General features: G+C 64.9%; 16 protein-coding genes. 6 read left to right on the plus strand and 10 right to left on the minus strand.

Going from position 1 to position 15,763, the window contains the following annotated elements; genetic code table 11:
* Positions 1-373, minus strand: a 373-nt coding sequence (locus QM685_RS19225; protein WP_415118209.1) for an electron transfer flavoprotein subunit beta/FixA family protein, incomplete at its 3' end; no start/stop codon positions are given.
* Positions 374-393: 20 nt separating this feature from the next.
* The gene (locus tag QM685_RS19230) at positions 394-1,566 is read right to left on the minus strand and encodes an acyl-CoA dehydrogenase family protein (RefSeq protein WP_415118211.1); all 1,173 of its coding nucleotides are present in this window, start codon (positions 1,564-1,566) and stop codon (positions 394-396) included.
* On the opposite strand from QM685_RS19230, the gene QM685_RS19235 reads away from it, so the two are divergent.
* Positions 1,565-1,711, plus strand: coding sequence for a hypothetical protein (locus QM685_RS19235; protein ID WP_415118213.1), 147 nt, complete (start codon positions 1,565-1,567; stop codon positions 1,709-1,711). The two genes, QM685_RS19230 and QM685_RS19235, sit on opposite strands and share 2 nt — an antisense overlap.
* Here the strand turns inward: QM685_RS19235 and QM685_RS19240 are convergent.
* A complete protein-coding gene (locus QM685_RS19240) occupies positions 1,696-2,988 on the minus strand; it encodes an acetyl-CoA hydrolase/transferase family protein (RefSeq protein WP_415118215.1) in 1,293 nt (430 codons plus the stop codon). The genes QM685_RS19235 and QM685_RS19240 overlap by 16 nt on opposite strands.
* 78 nt (positions 2,989-3,066) lie before the next feature.
* On the minus strand, positions 3,067-3,912 hold the full coding sequence (locus QM685_RS19245) for an enoyl-CoA hydratase/isomerase family protein (protein ID WP_415118217.1): 846 nt from the start codon (positions 3,910-3,912) through the stop codon (positions 3,067-3,069).
* Positions 3,913-4,282: 370 nt separating this feature from the next.
* On the opposite strand from QM685_RS19245, the gene QM685_RS19250 reads away from it, so the two are divergent.
* The 3 genes from QM685_RS19250 (at position 4,283) to QM685_RS19260 (ending at position 7,422) form a co-directional block, all read left to right on the plus strand.
* Complete coding sequence (locus tag QM685_RS19250; protein WP_415118219.1) at positions 4,283-4,579, plus strand: hypothetical protein; 297 nt, start codon at positions 4,283-4,285, stop codon at positions 4,577-4,579.
* Between the two features lie 93 nt (positions 4,580-4,672).
* The gene (locus QM685_RS19255; protein WP_415118221.1) at positions 4,673-5,455 is read left to right on the plus strand and encodes an SDR family oxidoreductase; all 783 of its coding nucleotides are present in this window, start codon (positions 4,673-4,675) and stop codon (positions 5,453-5,455) included.
* Between the two features lie 2 nt (positions 5,456-5,457).
* Complete coding sequence (locus tag QM685_RS19260; protein ID WP_415118223.1) at positions 5,458-7,422, plus strand: FAD-dependent oxidoreductase; 1,965 nt, start codon at positions 5,458-5,460, stop codon at positions 7,420-7,422.
* 40 nt (positions 7,423-7,462) lie between these two features.
* On the opposite strand, the gene QM685_RS19265 is transcribed toward QM685_RS19260, so the two are convergent.
* Entirely contained in the window at positions 7,463-8,194 is a 732-nt protein-coding gene (locus QM685_RS19265; protein ID WP_415118225.1) for an IclR family transcriptional regulator, read from the minus strand.
* A 368-nt stretch (positions 8,195-8,562) separates the two neighbouring features.
* On the opposite strand from QM685_RS19265, the gene QM685_RS19270 reads away from it, so the two are divergent.
* Together QM685_RS19270 and QM685_RS19275 are read left to right on the plus strand one after the other, a co-directional pair.
* Complete coding sequence (locus QM685_RS19270) at positions 8,563-10,248, plus strand: flavin-containing monooxygenase (protein ID WP_415118227.1); 1,686 nt, start codon at positions 8,563-8,565, stop codon at positions 10,246-10,248.
* Between the two features lie 6 nt (positions 10,249-10,254).
* Positions 10,255-11,175, plus strand: a complete 921-nt coding sequence (locus QM685_RS19275) for an alpha/beta hydrolase (protein WP_415118229.1) — start codon at positions 10,255-10,257, stop codon at positions 11,173-11,175.
* Between the two features lie 61 nt (positions 11,176-11,236).
* Here QM685_RS19275 and QM685_RS19280 read toward each other — a convergent pair whose 3' ends face one another.
* From QM685_RS19280 to QM685_RS19300, 5 genes are all read right to left on the minus strand, one after another.
* A complete protein-coding gene (locus QM685_RS19280; RefSeq protein ID WP_415118231.1) occupies positions 11,237-11,977 on the minus strand; it encodes a carboxymuconolactone decarboxylase family protein in 741 nt (246 codons plus the stop codon).
* Between the two features lie 210 nt (positions 11,978-12,187).
* Positions 12,188-12,967, minus strand: coding sequence for an IclR family transcriptional regulator (locus QM685_RS19285; RefSeq protein ID WP_415118233.1), 780 nt, complete (start codon positions 12,965-12,967; stop codon positions 12,188-12,190).
* A 48-nt stretch (positions 12,968-13,015) separates the two neighbouring features.
* Positions 13,016-13,885 carry an IclR family transcriptional regulator gene (locus tag QM685_RS19290; protein WP_415118235.1) on the minus strand — a complete coding sequence of 290 codons (870 nt, stop codon included), beginning with the start codon at positions 13,883-13,885 and terminating at the stop codon, positions 13,016-13,018.
* 145 nt (positions 13,886-14,030) lie between these two features.
* Positions 14,031-14,969: an alpha/beta hydrolase gene (locus tag QM685_RS19295; RefSeq protein ID WP_415118237.1), complete on the minus strand. Its 939-nt coding sequence runs from the start codon at positions 14,967-14,969 to the stop codon at positions 14,031-14,033.
* Positions 14,966-15,751, minus strand: a complete 786-nt coding sequence (locus QM685_RS19300) for an SDR family NAD(P)-dependent oxidoreductase (RefSeq protein WP_415118239.1) — start codon at positions 15,749-15,751, stop codon at positions 14,966-14,968. The genes QM685_RS19295 and QM685_RS19300 overlap by 4 nt, the downstream gene beginning before the upstream one ends.
* Positions 15,752-15,763: the final 12 nt, after the last annotated feature.

Consider the following 15,763-nt stretch of genomic DNA (forward strand, 5'->3'; position numbering starts at 1 on the left):
TCGAATCGTCGTCGATCGCCTGCTTGCCGAGGAGTACCAGTTGCGGCTGCTCCTTATCGACCAGCGCCTTCAGGATCTTCGCGACGGCGAGCGGCTCGACGCCGTTGTCCGACTCGACGAGGATCGCGCGATCCGCGCCGATTGCCAGCGCCGTGCGCAGCGTTTCTTGACATTGCGTCACACCTGCCGACACGGCGATCACTTCCGTCGCGACGCCCGCTTCCTTCAACCGCACGGCTTCTTCAACCGCGATTTCATCGAACGGGTTCATCGACATCTTCACGTTCGCGATGTCGACGCCCGATTGATCGGATTTCACGCCGACTTTCACGTTCGCGTCCACGACGCGCTTCACGGGTACGAGAATCTTCATGGAAAGCCATCCTTTCAGAGTCAGTAGGAACGCGGCAGTTGCAGCACGTGTTCAGCCACGTGTCCCAGGATCATGTTGGTGGAGATCGGCGCGACCTGATACAGACGCGTTTCGCGGAATTTGCGCTCCACGTCGTATTCGCAAGCAAAGCCGAAGCCGCCATGCGTTTGCAGACACGCGTTGGCGGCTTCCCAGCTTGCCTTCGCGGCCAGGTACTTGGCCATGTTGGCTTCGACCCCCGCGTTCTGGCGAGCGTCGATCTTTTCGCAGGCGCGCCAGCGCATCAGATTCGCGGCCTCGAGTTCGATGAACGATTCGGCCAGCGGAAACTGGATACCCTGGTTCTGCCCGATCGGACGGCCGAATACCTTGCGTTCGCTCGCGTAGTCGCGGGCCTTTTCGAGGAACCAGTAACCGTCGCCGATGCACTCGGCCGCGATCAGCGTGCGCTCGGCGTTCAGGCCGTCGAAGATCACTTTCAGGCCCTTGCCCTCGGTGCCCAGCAGTGCGTCCTCCGGAAGTTCCAGGTCGTCGAAGAACAGTTCGTTGGTCTCGTGGTTGACCATGTTGAGGATGGGGCGCACCGTCAGGCCGTTGCCGATGGCCTTGTCCAGTTCGACGATGAAGCACGACAGACCGTCGCTCTTCTTTTGCACCTGCTCCAGCGGCGTGGTGCGCGCGAGCAGGATCAGCAGGTCGCTGTGCTGGACTCGCGAGATCCATACCTTCTGGCCGTTGATGACCCAGCGACCGTCCTTTTTCACGGCCGTGGTCTTGAGCCTGGTGGTGTCGCTGCCGGTGGTGGGCTCGGTCACGCCCATCGACTGCACGCGCAGTTCACCCGACGCGATACGCGGCAGATAGCGTTGCTTCTGCGCTTCGGTGCCGCTGAACACGATCGTGTTCATCACGTACATCTGGCCGTGGCAGGCGCCGGAGTTGCCGCCGGAGCGGTTGATCTCTTCCATGATGACCGACGCCTCGGCCATCGACAGGCCGGGGCCGTCGTAGTCCTGCGGAATCAGCGCGGCCAGCCAGCCCGCTTTGGTGAGGGCATCGACGAATTCCTCGGGATAACCGCGGGCTTCGTCGATCTTGCGGTGGTATTCGGCCGGAAACTGATTGCACAAATCGCGTACCGCGTCGCGGATCTGCTGGTATTGGTCGGGGGCGGAAAAAATGGCAGCGCTCATGAATCTTGTCTCGTCATTGGCATGGATTGAATCCAGCTCAGGTTTTGCTGGATTCGCGAAAAAATGGAATTTCCTGATTGATGCATCAATTCTTGGTGTCGACGGCATACGCCTCTCGATCGCCTTCGCTCAACCGGCTGCATGAGATTCTCGCGACAGTCGTTCACGATGGTCGGGATGCGCAATCGCAATCATCTTCGGAATGCGCTGGGCGAGCGACAAGCCGCGCAGGTCGGCGATCCCGTATTCAGTGACGATCACGCACGCGTCGCTGCGCGGTATCGTCACGGGTCCCGCCACGCGCGTCACGATGCGGCTATGCCGGCCGGCGGTCGAAGGCAACGCAACGACGGGCACGCCTCCCCGGCTGGCCTGCGCGGCGCGCAGGAAATCGCCGACTCCTCCGACCGCGCCCACATAGGTGTCGCCGATCATCTCGGCGTTGATCTGTCCGGTGAGGTCCACCTCCACCGCCGAATTGATCGCCACGAAGCGATCGATCCCGCGCAGCACGTACGGGTCATGTGTGTACTCCGTCCCCCGCAGTTCGACGGCAGGATTGCGATGCGCAAAACGGCGCGCGCGTCCGGAGCCCATGATGATCCCGCCAACGGTGACGCCCGTATCGATCGTCTTCCGGGCATTCGTCACGACACCTGCTTCGCACAACGCCGCGATTCCGTCTCCGATGCTGCCGGTATGCACGCCAAGATCGCGCTTGCCGTGCAGTTCCGCCATCACCGCGTCGGGAATCGAGCCGATGCCGGTCTGCAGCGTCGCGCCGTCTTCCACCAGCGACGCGACGTTGCGTCCGATCATCCGTTCCACCGGTCCCGGCTCGGCTGCCGGGGCGTTCGGGAGCGACGCTTCCGACGCCACCAGCAGGTCGAAATCCGCTGTTCGCAGGTACGGCGCGCCGTAGGTCCACGGCACGTCGGGATGCACTTCAGCGACGATCGCGCGCGCGTGCTTCACCGCTTCGACCAGATACTCGCGCGCAAGCCCGAGGCTGTATCGGCCTTGTTCGTCCGGAGGCGAGACTTGCAGCATCACGACGTCGATCCGCAACTGGCCACTGCTGATCAGCTCCGGCAGTTGTGAATAGTGCACCGGAAGAATGTCGAGCACGCCCGCGCGCGCGAGCGTGCGATTGGATCCGCTGCCGCAGTAGGCGAGGAAATCGAATGCGTCGGTATGCTCGGGGCTCAATACGTCGGCCAGACCGATACCGAGAAAGATGCGGATTCGCTTCAGATGCTCCCGCTGGGCAACCAGCGCGCGCATCAGCGTCACCGGCTCCGCGTGCGACTGGCCCCACATCACGGTATCGCCCGGACGAACGATTCGGCAAAGATCCTGGCAGTCGCCGGATCGAGGGGCATGATTCGCGTGGCCCGGCATCACGATTTCTGGGTGGTTCATGCGTAGACGAAGTCAAATGTCACATTGAGTGATCCGGTTCAACCGACGTGGGGTCCCGCGGCGTCCGTCGCTATCCGCTCACGCCCGCGGCGTGGGCGATACCGGCGTATCGACCGGAAATTCGGGCGCACGCTTTTCGCGGAACGACTTCACGCCTTCGCGCACCTCGGCTCCGCCGAAACCGAGCATTTCCAGCGCCAGCGACGCGTCGAAAGTCGGGCCGGCCTGGCGCAGCCAGTTGTTGAGTGCATATTTGGTCCAGCGTGTCGCCGACGGCGCGCCGTTCACGAGCCGCGTGGCGATCGACAATGCCGTTGCCTCTACGTCCGCATCGTCGACCGAGACGGATACGAGGCCGATCTGCTCGGCCTTCTCGCCGCTCACGGGTTCGCACAGCATCAGGTGATACTTGGCTTTCGCCATCCCGCACAGCAGAGGCCAGATGATCGCCGCATGATCGCCCGCCGCGACGCCGAGGCGCGTGTGACCGTCGATCAGGCGTGCGCTGCGACCGGCAACCGAGATATCCGCGAGCAGCGCCGCCACGAGCCCGGCGCCGACCGCCGAGCCGTGAATCGCGGACACGATCGGTTTCGAGCAATTGATGATGTTGTAGACGAGATCTTTGGATTCGCGCCACACGCGCACGCGCGCGTCGAACGAATCGATCATCTCCTCGACCATATCGAAGTCGCCTCCGGCGGAAAACACCTTTCCCGCGCCGCACAGGATCACCGCGGCGACGTCCGGATCCTCGTCGACGTCCCGCCACACGCGGGCCAATTCATCGTGTCCGCGCGCGTCGAGCGCGTTCAGTCGCTCCGGACGGTTGAGCGTGATGCGCAACACACCCTTCGCGGGCCGATCGAACGCGAGACTCGAATACGACGCGTATACGGATGTTTGCTGGCTTGTTTCGGACACGATTCTTTCCTCTCCATGTTTGACCGCGGCGGCGCATGCGTGAACGCCTTCCACGCGGGATTGCCGGTCTGCACGAATACAGCGCGCCTATGCGAGCGGCGTCGGTACCCAATCCTGTGTGCTGCCCATGAACGCGTCAATGCACGAGCAGGCCATGTTCCGTACGTTGGAACGACCCCGTCCGGCCTTTTCGTCCGCACTGCATCCTTCGGTAAGCGCGGCCGATGCCATGCGTGCCGTGTGACTTCCGAAGTACGGAATCACCGGGCAAGCGATATTGACGTCGGGACCGATGGAGCCGCACTGTTGACTCTGCTGTCACCAAAGATTTCCGCTGCGATGGATGGCGAATTGCCGAATGGAAAGTCAGATGCAAAGCAAGCAGCACACTGAGGGTTCTGCATCGAGCATGACGCTGACGCGCGCCGCGGCGCGTGACAGCGCCAACGCGGAAGACGCGGCGCTATGGCGATGGTTCGCCGCGCTGCTGGATGAGCGGCGGATACGCTGGTGCCAGAGCGATCGTGGATGGCTGGTGAGCGTGGACCATCGTCACGTGGCGACCGGCACGCAATTCGATCAGGCGATCCGCATCGCAAAGGAAAACGTCGACGAAGGCAGTCAAGGAGGCGTCGACGCCGCGCCGAAGCTCGACGGAACCCGTTGAGCAAAAACGGTCCCTCGTTGAATGGACCTGACGGCATAGGGCTGCATCGCGATCTGCTTCGAGACTTGAGACAGAAAAAATACGGGAACCACAATGGACATGAAACTTGCAGGCCGGCGAGTATTGATCACCGGCGCATCCCAGGGCATCGGCGAAGGTCTTGCGAAGGCATTTGCCGCCGAGGGCTGCCACCTCGCGCTGACCGCACGCTCGGCGGACAAGCTGGAAGCACTGGCAGCCGGCCTGCGCGCCGCGCATGGCGTGCGCGTGGACGTGCTGGCGCTGGACATGACGGGTCCCGGCGCGATCGCGGAGATCGTCGCGTTCGCGGGAGATGCCGACATTCTGGTGAACAACGCCGGCGCGATTCCGGGCGGCACACTCTGGGATGTCGACGGAGAGGCCTGGCGAAAGGGGTGGGAATTAAAGGTGTTCGGCTACATCGATCTCACGCGCGCGATTTACACCCACATGAAGAAGCGCGGCAGCGGGGTGATTCTCAACAACATCGGCAACGGCGGCCAGAACTTCGATTTCAACTACATCGCGGGTTCGACCGGCAACGCCGCGCTCATGGCCTTCACATGCGCGCTCGGCGGGCGCAGTCTGGAAGACGGCATTCGTGTGGTGGGCGTCAATCCCGGTCCGGTGGGCACCGAGCGCATCGCCAAGGTGCTCAGAAACCATGCGGCGCGGCTGCTCGGCGACGAAGCGCGTTCCGCCGAGCTGATGGCCGGCTATCCGCTGGGGCGCGCCGCGACGGTGGAGGAGGTGGCCGACCTGTTCGTCTATCTGGCGTCGCCCCGCTCGGGTTACACCAGCGGCACCATCGTCACGGTGGACGGCGGCATCACCTCGAAGCGCTCGGTGGCCTGATCATGTACAAGCATGTTTTCTCGCCGCTCCGGATCGGCGCTGTGGAGATTCCGAACCGGATCGTGCGCACCGCGCACGCGACACGCCTCGCCAACCAATATGTCAACGACGATCTGATCGCGTATCACCTGGAACGAGCGAAGGGTGGCGCGGGTCTGTCGATCCTTGAAAGCACGTCGGTTCACCCGTCGTCGACCTTTTCGCTGAGTGCGAGCGACGACGCAGCGATTGCGCCGATGCGCAAGCTGGTCGATGCGATCGCGCCCACCGGCATGAAGCTGTTCACGCAGCTCTGGCATGGCGGGTACACCGACCCGGCGGCGGATGGCGGTCTTCCGTGGGCAGTGTCGGCGTTGCCGGGACGCTATTCGGTGGCGCCGCCCATTCCGATGACCACGGAGCAGATCGAAGAGGTGATCGATGCGTATGCAAAGGCAGCGGCGCGCATGGAAGCCGCGGGGCTGGACGGCGTGGAAGTGCTGGCCGGAGCAGGCTACCTGTTCTCACAGTTCTTCTCTCCCGTTCTCAACCAGCGCACCGACGCCTACGGCGGCAGTTTCGAGAACCGCATCCGGGCACTGCTGGAGACGTTGCGCGCGATTCGCGCGGCTACCTCGTCCGGGTTCGCGCTGGGCGTGCGCGTCGGCGCAAGCTCGGATCCACGCATTCTCACCGACGACGACGTCAATGCGATTGCGCTGCGAGCCCAGGCGGAGGGCCTGATCGATTTCGTGAACATCACGCATGGCGACTACTACTTCCATGTGGACCGCTATGCGGGCATGGATCAGCCCGTGGGCTACCAGTTGCCTCATGTCGAACGCGTTTCGCCGGGGCTTACCGTTCCGCGCATCATCGTGGGACGCTACGCGACACTGGATGACGCCGAGCAGGCGTTGAAAACCGGACAGGCCGACATGGTCAACATCGTGCGAGGCATGATCGCCGATCCGATGCTGGTCGTGAAAAGCCGCGACGGCCGCGGCACCGAAGTGCGCCCCTGCATCGGCTGTAACCAGGGTTGCCTCGGCGGCGCGTTCAGCGGCCGCATGGGCTGCGCGGTGAACCCGGCCGTCGGTTATGAACGCACGCTGTCGGACGAGACCATCGCACGGGCGGCGACGCCCCGCAAGGTACTGGTGGTGGGCGGCGGCGTCGCCGGGATGGAGGCCGCCCGCGTGGCCTTGCTCGCCGGGCACCATGTGACGCTCGCCGAGGCCACGTCCGATCTGGGCGGTCTGCTCAACTGCGCGAAGCACCTGCCGAAGCTGCACGCCATCGGCGACATCGCTATCTGGCTGGAGAACGAGCTGTATCGGCTGGGCGCGCAGGTGCGCCTGTCGACGTACATGGATGCGGACGACGCGCTGGCCGGGCAGCCGGATGCGGTCATCGTGGCCACCGGCTCGCAACCGCCGGATGTGCGCGAGTTCCGGCAGACGGCCGACCCCGCGGCCGGGTTGCCGATCTCGCGGGGTGCGCGGGTGCTGACACCGCTCGATCTCGCGATGGCGCCGTTGCAGGAGGTGGGTTCCACGGCGTTGGTCTTCGACGACGTAGGGCACTACGAAGCCATCGGTTGCTGTGAAGCGCTGATCGAGCGCGGGGCCGAGGTGACCTACGTCACGCGTCACCTGATGTTCGCCCCCGCCGTCGAAACCACGGGTCGAACTCAGGCTGCGCTGCGGCGCATGCACAAGGCGGGGCGATTGCGCATCGTCACGCAAGCGGCATTGGTTTCGATCGGCAACGGAAGCGCTGAAATCAGACCGCTCTTCGGGAATACCGCGGAGACCGTGGCCGCCGATACCGTCGTGCTGGTGGGTTACCGGCAGTCGCAGAACGAAATCTGGCAGGCATTGCGTGGGCGCGTGGGCCAGCTTCATCTGGTTGGCGATGCGCTGTCGTCCCGCGACATTCAACCCGCGATTCGTGAAGGGCACCTGGCGGGACGCTCGATTGTCTGAAGGCCACGCAACCGTGTACTCCCGGTTACGCTCGACGGCGTCAGCGGTGTGCCGGCAGGCGTTGCTGCAACACGTGCGCGCAGGCGACGAGGCGCGATCCAAGCTCCCGCTCGACACTGGCCTGGGCAACCTGGGCCGTACGGCCGACGCAGCACAGCACCAGCGGAGGGCGGTTGGGCAGCGTCACGGGCGTGGCGACGCAGGTCAGTTCCGGCTCCCATTCGCCATGCAGCATGCAGAAGCCGAGTTCATGCACCTGGGCGATCTTCCGGCTCATTCGACGGCGTATTGCAGGCGGCCACGTATCGCCGGCATGGCGTTCAACCTGAGTCTGGAGGTAGCGCCGCTCCTCTTCCGGAAGCGCCGCGAGCAGCGCCCATCCCATCATCGAATAGGCAATCGGCACGTGCATGCCGGGCGACAGCTGCAGCGCCAGCAACGAGCGGGGGCTGACCTGCGTTTCCAGCAGAATCACATCGAGCCGGTCGCGCGTGCCGAGCAGTACATAGGTATCCGTCGCTTGCGCGAATGCGCGCAATTCGATGCCGGCGATGCGCAGCATCTCGGGGTCGGCAATGGCGGTATAGCCCAGTGCGAGCGCGGCCGACGCCAGTGAGTACAGTTTGCTCGTCCGGTCGCGGTGCAGGTAGCCGAGCGCCACCAATGAACGTAGCAGACGCAACACGGTCGGGGCGGGAATGCCGGTCGCCTCGGCAATCTCCTGATTACCCAGCGACGCCTTGTCTGGGGTGAAGGCCGAAAGAATCGACAAGCCTCGCGCGAGCGGCGCAACGACGACATCGCTTTCGGCCGGACAGTTGCGCGGCACCCTGGGCCATGCGAGATCGATTCCATATGGCCCACTGTGGGACCTGATGCCGGCGTGCCGTGGTAAGGATCGTGCGGGTTGCATAGGTCAGGTAGCGCCAGTGGGATGAATCGCGCGTCCGGATGTGGTCTCGATCGGGATCCGCTCGGGAAGGCCCGGCTTTCCGTACTGCGGAATTCTACTGCACCGGCATGGCGCCGTCTGCGGCATCGACTTTCAAAGCACGGAATGAGCTATCGCCGCCGGTTGCCGCGCGCTGGTCGCTGGCCTCCAATAGATGCCAGGCGCGATGGAAACAATGGAGACGACTCATGCAATACCCTGATGAAACCGTGTCGAAGAACCTTGCTGACGGAGCTGGAAGCAGCGGCGGGAGTGCGTCGCCCGATGTCGACGTGATCGTCGTCGGGGCCGGCTTCGCAGGCCTTTATGCGCTGCACAGGTTTCGCAAGCTGGGCTTGCGCGCGCAAGTACTCGAAGCCGGCAGCGGCATCGGCGGCACGTGGTTCTGGAACCGGTATCCGGGGGCGCGATGCGATGTGGACAGCGTCGAGTACTCGTACTCGTTTTCCGACGAACTTCAGCAGGAATGGGATTGGCCGGAGCGATTCTCCGCGCAGGGCGACATTCTGCGCTACATCAATCACGTCGCCGACCGCTTCGACCTTCGCCGCGATATCCAGTTGAATACGCGCGTGCAGTCCGCCAGATTCGATGAGTCGAACGGTCTCTGGCGAATCGCGACTACCGATGGAAGGGCATACACCGCGCGCTTTTGCGTGATGGCGACCGGTAATCTGTCGCTGCCGCGCATACCGGAATTCAAGGGTCTCGATACCTTCAAGGGCAACTGGTATCACACGGGTCTCTGGCCCGACGAACCGGTCGACTTCAGCGGGCGTCGGGTCGGCGTGATCGGTACGGGTTCGTCGGGGATCCAGGTCATCCCGATTATCGCGAAACAGGCGAGCGAGCTGTTCGTTTTCCAGCGGACCGCCAATTTCACGCTGCCCGCCCGCAACCGCGCACTGTCCGCCGACGAGCTCGGTCGACACAAAACCCGCTACGGATTCTGGCGCGCCGAGGCGCAAAACACGCCGTTCGGCATTGCCGGGCACCCGGCTCCGACGAAAAACGCGCTCGACGATACGCCTGAAGATCGTCTCGCCAAATTCGAAGAGAAATGGAAGGCCGGCGGCAGCATCAGTTTCCTGTATGCCTACAAGGATCTGCTGACCAACAGGGCCGCGAACGACACGGCCGCCGAGTTCGTGCGCAACAAGATCCGCGCGACGGTGAAGGATCCCGCGACAGCCGAACTGCTCGTGCCGAAGGATTATCCGATCGGCGCGCGGCGCCTGTGCCTCGACACGGGCTATTACGAGACCTTCAACCTGCCGAACGTGACGCTGGTGGACGCGAAATCGGCGCCGATCGTCGAGATCACGGAGACGGGCGTGAAGACCACGTCCGGCGTGTACGCGCTCGACGACATCGTGTTCGCGACCGGTTTCGATGCCATCACCGGCGCGCTCGCGGATATCGACATCCGCGGTCGCGACGAACTTCCGCTGAAGCAGAAATGGCTTCATGGACCGCGCACCTATCTCGGCCTGATGACAGCCGGGTTCCCGAATATGTTCATCGTGACCGGGCCCGGCAGTCCGTCCGTGAAGGCGAATATGGTGTGCGCGATCGAGCAGCATCTGAACTGGATCGCCGATTGCATTGCCATGCTCGAAGCGCGCGGAAACCGGTTGATCGAGCCGGATCCGGACGCGGAGACGCGCTGGGTCGAGCACGTCAACGAGGTTGCCGACGCGACGCTCTATCCGCTGGCCGAGTCGTGGTACACCGGCGCGAACGTGCCCGGCAAGCCACGCGTGTTCATGCCATACGTGGGTGGGTATCATCGCTACCGGGCGATTTGCGACGAGGTCGTTCAGAACGACTATCGCGGCTTCGTCATTGCCAATGTTGCGACCACTGTCGAGTAACGTACGATGCCAATCGATCCTGAAATCGCGGCGATCCTGAAGTCGCTCGAATCGGCGCCGCCGATGGAGAGCCTTTCCGTCGACGCGCTGCGCGCGAGTCTCGCGTATCCGCCGCTCGAGCAGCGCGCGGCGGTGGCGGAGTCTGTCGACCTGTCTATCGTGCTGGCCGATCGAACGCTGGCCGCGCGTCTGTACCGGCCTCGCGATGCGCGGAGCCGGGGTGTCACCGTGTTTTTCCACGGCGGCGGCTTTGTGATCGGCAACCTCGACACTCACGATCACGTCTGCCGCGACCTGTGCGTCGCGAGCGGTGCCGCCGTGATCGCAATCGACTACCGGCTGGCGCCCGAGCATCGGTTCCCGGCCGCGGTCGACGACTGCCTTGCCGCGGTGCGCTGGATCGAACGGAACGCGGACGAACTGTCGGTCGATCCGTCGCGTATCGTCGTGGCGGGTGACAGTGCCGGCGGCAATCTCGCCACGGTGACGGCTTTGCGCATCCGTGACGAGGGCGGTCCCGCGTTGCGGGCACAGGTGCTCGTTTATCCGGTGACCGACTACCACACTCCGCCGACGCGCTCCTATCTCGACAACCAGTCCGGCTACTCGTTGACGCGCGCGGCGATGATCCGCTTCTGGGACGACTACCTCGCAAGCGGGAACGACGCCACCAATCCGCACGCGTGTCCGCTGCGCGCCCCTTCATTGGCGGGCTTGCCACTGGCGCTGGTCGTCACGGCCGGGTACGATCCGCTGCGCGACGAGGGTGAAGCCTACGCACGCCGGCTGTCGGATGCCGGCGTGGAAACCACGCTATGGCGTTATGACGGACTGATTCACGGCTTCTTCCGGATGGGATCCGCGTGCGCCACCGCGCGGGAGGCACTGCTGCGGACCGCCGGCTGGATTCGTGACGCACAGCGATGAGATGACCATATGAACCGGCTTTGCTGGCGCACGGTGCATGGTGACACGCGATCTCCGCGCGCTACGCGGCGGACCGCCGCAGGTGCGGAACGCCGAGCAGGAAGCTCTGCATGCCGAGGCAACTGACGATCTGCATGACCTGAAGCACTTGTGCGGGCGTCGCACCGTATCGCAACGCATTACGGGTATGAATGCGCACGCCGGGCTCGAACAGGTGGGTGGTCGACACGTCGATCGCCACGTACAGCAGTTCCTTGATAACGGGCGCCAATGTCCCCTCGCGCCACGGGGTAGACGAGAACGCGGTATAGCCGTCGAAGAACGCCGGTGAACTGCGTACCATTGTCTCCAGTTGTTCATTCCAGTAGCCGCGGCGGGCAGTGAATTCCGCCTTGACCTTCTCGAATTCGTCGTCGCGCGGGAATATCGAATCGACCGGCTGGCCGTTTGCCTCGAGTTCGTCGAACAGCACGGGCACGCCGACCATATAAGCGTGAATGCCGAGCACCGAGGCGATCTGCAAGGTCTCCGCGATCTCCTGGCGGGTGGCGCCGTGACGTAACGCGCCCTCGATGTGCAGCGCAACCGCGTCGGAGTTCAGATGGGTCACGCTCGCACTGGCGGCAATCATCACGAGATCGCACAGCTTCGGCTCGAGGTGGCCCGCGTCGAGCGCCGCGCGAGCCATGACGAGGAAATCGCTGAAGAACACCGGGTCTTCTTCCAGCGCCTGCTCGTACACGTTGCTCCAGTATCCATGCAGCCGTTCGAACTCGGCCTTCAGCGCTGATTTTTCTGTCACGGCAGTCTCCTCGGAAAGCGGGTTGAAGCGCGCGTATCGAGGCGCGCCCGGGAAATCGATGGATTTCCTTCGATAGCGACAAGGGCCGTTGTCATTGCCGGCCTGCTTCGCCACAGCCTCAATTGAAAGATATGCGGAGAACGTCCAGCAATTGAAACCGGCTGGCTCTTTCGTACTTTGAAAATGACGGGGTCAACGGCGCGCACGCGCTCACGGTTCGTAGCTCACGTCGCGCAGCAGGATCTCGAGATCGAGCGCGGCCTGCCTGAGTGCCGGCACGATGTGCTGCCTGACCGCATCGATATCGGGCTGGAATTGAATTGCGCCGCAGCTCAGCGACATCGGCGTGGCCAGGCTGCCGACCCTGACCGGCAGCGCGATCCCGAAGGCATTGCGCTGGAACTCGCCGAACGACATGCAAACGCCGTTCGCGCGGAGATCCTCGAACGCGTTGTCGATCCCGCTGCGTATCGCTTCGTGCTGGGGACCGGCGGCTTCCAGCAAACGGGTGACATAGCGCTGCCGTTCAGGCTCCGGCAGCCCCCACAGCCACGCGCGGCCGATCGCCGTCAGACCCATCGGAAGCAATGAGCCGACCCCGAGCCGCAGCGTCGCGATTCGCGAACTCGTGCGATGCGCGATATACAGCATGTCGAGCCCGTTGGGCGCGGCGAGCGCGACGGAAACGTCGAGCAGGTCGGCGAGCCGCTGCATCAACGGATGCGCCAGCCGCGTGACGGGATTGGTTTCCAGGTACGTATGTCCGATGCCGAACACGCCCGTCGCCAGTTCGAAGCGCGTGCCGCCCGCGACGCGGCGGATATAGCCGAGCTGAATCAGCGTCGACGTCAGGCGGGAAACGGCCGACTTGGACATGCCGGTGCGTTTGGCCAGCTCGCCGTTGGTCAGCGGCGCGCGTTCGGCGCGAAAGGCGCGCAGTATCTGAAGCCCGCGATCGAGCGTCAACGTGACCTGAGTGGACTCGGACATCGCGGCCGCGGAAGGTTTCGGCGAATTCGTCATCGTGATCGGGCGCGTTCAGACAGGTATCGGCACGCGTGCGCGCAGCGTCTGCGCGATCGCGACGAGTCGTGGTCCCAGTTCGCGTTCGAGCCGGGCCTGCGCGAGGCGGCCCGTGCGGCCGACGCAGCCGAGTACCAGCGGCGGCCGATCGGGAAGCGGCACGGGCGCGGCGACGCACGCGAGTTCCGGCTCCCAGTCGCCGTGAAGCATACCGAAACCCAGCTCGCGCACCTGGGCGATTTTTTCGTGCATACGGCGTCCGATGATTGGCCAGTTGTCGTCGGGATGCCGCTCGAGCTCGCCCAGCAGATAGCTTCGTTCCGCTTCCGGGAGCACGGCGAGCAGCGCCCAGCCCATCAACGAATACGCGATGTGCATCCGCATGCCGGGCCGCAGCCGCAGATCGAGCACCGCGCGGCTGCCGATCCGGGTATCCAGAATGAGGATGTCGAGCCGCTCGCGCGTGCCGAGCAGCACATAGGTATCGGTCGCTTCGGCGAGTTTGCGCATTTCGATGCCGGCGAGCCGCTGAAGATCGGGATCGGCGATGGCCGCATAGCCGAGCGCCAGCGAAGCGGCGGCCAGCGAATACTTCCGGCTTGTCTTGTCCTGATGCAGGTAGCCGAGCGCGACCAGCGACTTCAGCAGGCGCAGCACGGTCGGCGCGGGAATGCCGGTCGCCCGCGCGATTTCCAGATTGCCGAGCGCGGCCTTGTCCGGGGCGAACACCGACAGAATCGACAGCCCGCGCACGAGTGGCGTCACCGTCGTGTCGCTTGCCGCGCGCTCGCCGCGCGGCAGTTTGGGCCACGCGGTGTCGACGCCATGCGGGCCGTTGCCGGACCTCGCATCGACGTGGGTCGGCAACGATCTACCGGGTTGCATGCATGTCTCCGTCCGTTCTTTTAATGTCGGACCGCGTTGGGTCCAGTGCATTGCGCTTTACATGTCCAATCGTACTACCACCGCGCCGGCCGGCATGCTGGGGTGTGCCCGACGTGCGGCGGCGGGGGCGCGTGGCGGCGGCGCGTCAGCGCGAGGCACGCGCGGCGAGGCTGCGAAGCCGTTCGCAGACGAAGCCGAGGCCGTCGCGGCTGCCGGGCAGCACGCCGATCATCATCAGGAAGCCATGCATCTGCCCCTGCGCACGCAGATGATGAACCGGCACGCCGGCCTGTTCGAGGCGTCGCGCGTACGCTTCACCCTCGTCGCGCAGCACGTCGTGCTCGGCGGTCACGACGATCGCCTCCGGCAAGCCGCGGAGATCGGGCTCCCGCAGCGGCGACGCGAGACTCGACTGCCGGGCCGCGTCGGCCGGCGCGTAATGAGTCCAGTACCAGATCATCGTGTCGCGGGTGGTCAGAAGCTGATTGTCGGGCGCGACGTACGAAGGTCGGTCGAATACGCAATCGGTCACCGGATAGACGAGCAACTGGCCGGCGAACGATACCGTTTGCTCGCGACGGGCGAGCAGGGTCACCGCGATCGCGAGGTTGGCGCCCGCGCTGTCGCCGCCGACGAACAACGGCAGGTCGGCGCCGAGCAGCGCGGCCCGGTGCGCGGCGAGCCACTGCGCGGCCTGCCATGCGTCGTAGACGGGACCCGGGAACGGATGTTCCGGCGCTTTCCGGTATTCGACGAGCGCAACCGCGACACTCGCGCCGGCGGCGATTTCGCGGCCAAGCGGCGAGAATTCGTCGACGCCGCCGACCACCCAGCCGCCGCCGTGGAAATACACGAGCAGCGCTTGCGGGTGGTCATCCGGCACGAACAGGCGCGCGCGGAGCGTGCCGCCGTCGACGGGAATCTCGAGCGCAACGGTAGAGCGCACGTCGGCGCCGGCGGACAGGATCGTGCCGATCCGTGCGAACGCGGCGCGCGCTTCGTCCGGCGTCATCAGATGACGCGGCTTCGATGCCGCCGCGGCGAGTTTGTCCATGAACGCGCGGGTTTCGAAGTCGAGGCTCATGACGGCAACCCGGCCAGCACGGCGTCGACACCGCCGAACAGATTCCAGCCGAGCGTCGCGGTCGCACCCGCATCGACGACGATGTTGGTGCCGGTAATCGCGGCGGCCGCATCGGACAGCAGGAAGGCGATCGGTCCGGCCAGTTCGCCCGGCGTGATCACGCGACCGAGCGCGGTCTGCCGCGCCATGACGGCGGGATCGCGTTCGCCGCGCGCATAGCTGGCCTCGATCACGGGTGTGCGCACCGGCCCCGGCGAGACCGCGTTCACGCGCACGCCCTGGCGGCCCAGGTAGACGGCGAGCGCGCCTGCCAGATTGATCAGCGCGGCTTTCGACGGGCCATAGGCGAGATGGGGTGTCGGCATCATGCCGGCCAGCGACGACAGCATCACGATGCTGCCGCGTCCGCGCGATGCCATCCGCAGCCCGACCGAGCGGCAGACCGCATAAGCGCCGCGTGCGTTGATGTCCAGAATGTGGTCCCAGACCGGCAGGTCGACCTGCGACGGCCCCTGTGCCGGCGGGATCACGCCGGCTGCGAAAACGAGCCCGTCGATATCGCCGCATTCGCGCTCGACGGTGTCGATGCACGACTGAATCCGCTCGGCGTCGCCGACGTCGAGCTGATAGGCGCGGCCGCCCGTTTCGGCGGCCACGCGTTCGGCGGCCTGTCCGTCCCGGTCGACGACGATCGGGTTCCAGTCCGATGCAAGCGCGGCACAGCATGCCGCGCCGATCCCGCCGGCGCCGCCTACGACGAGCGCGTTTCTGCGCAATTTCATGGCTCCTCCTGC

Source organism: Paraburkholderia sp., assembly GCF_047605525.1.
In the GTDB taxonomy this organism is placed as follows: Bacteria; Pseudomonadota; Gammaproteobacteria; order Burkholderiales; family Burkholderiaceae; genus Paraburkholderia.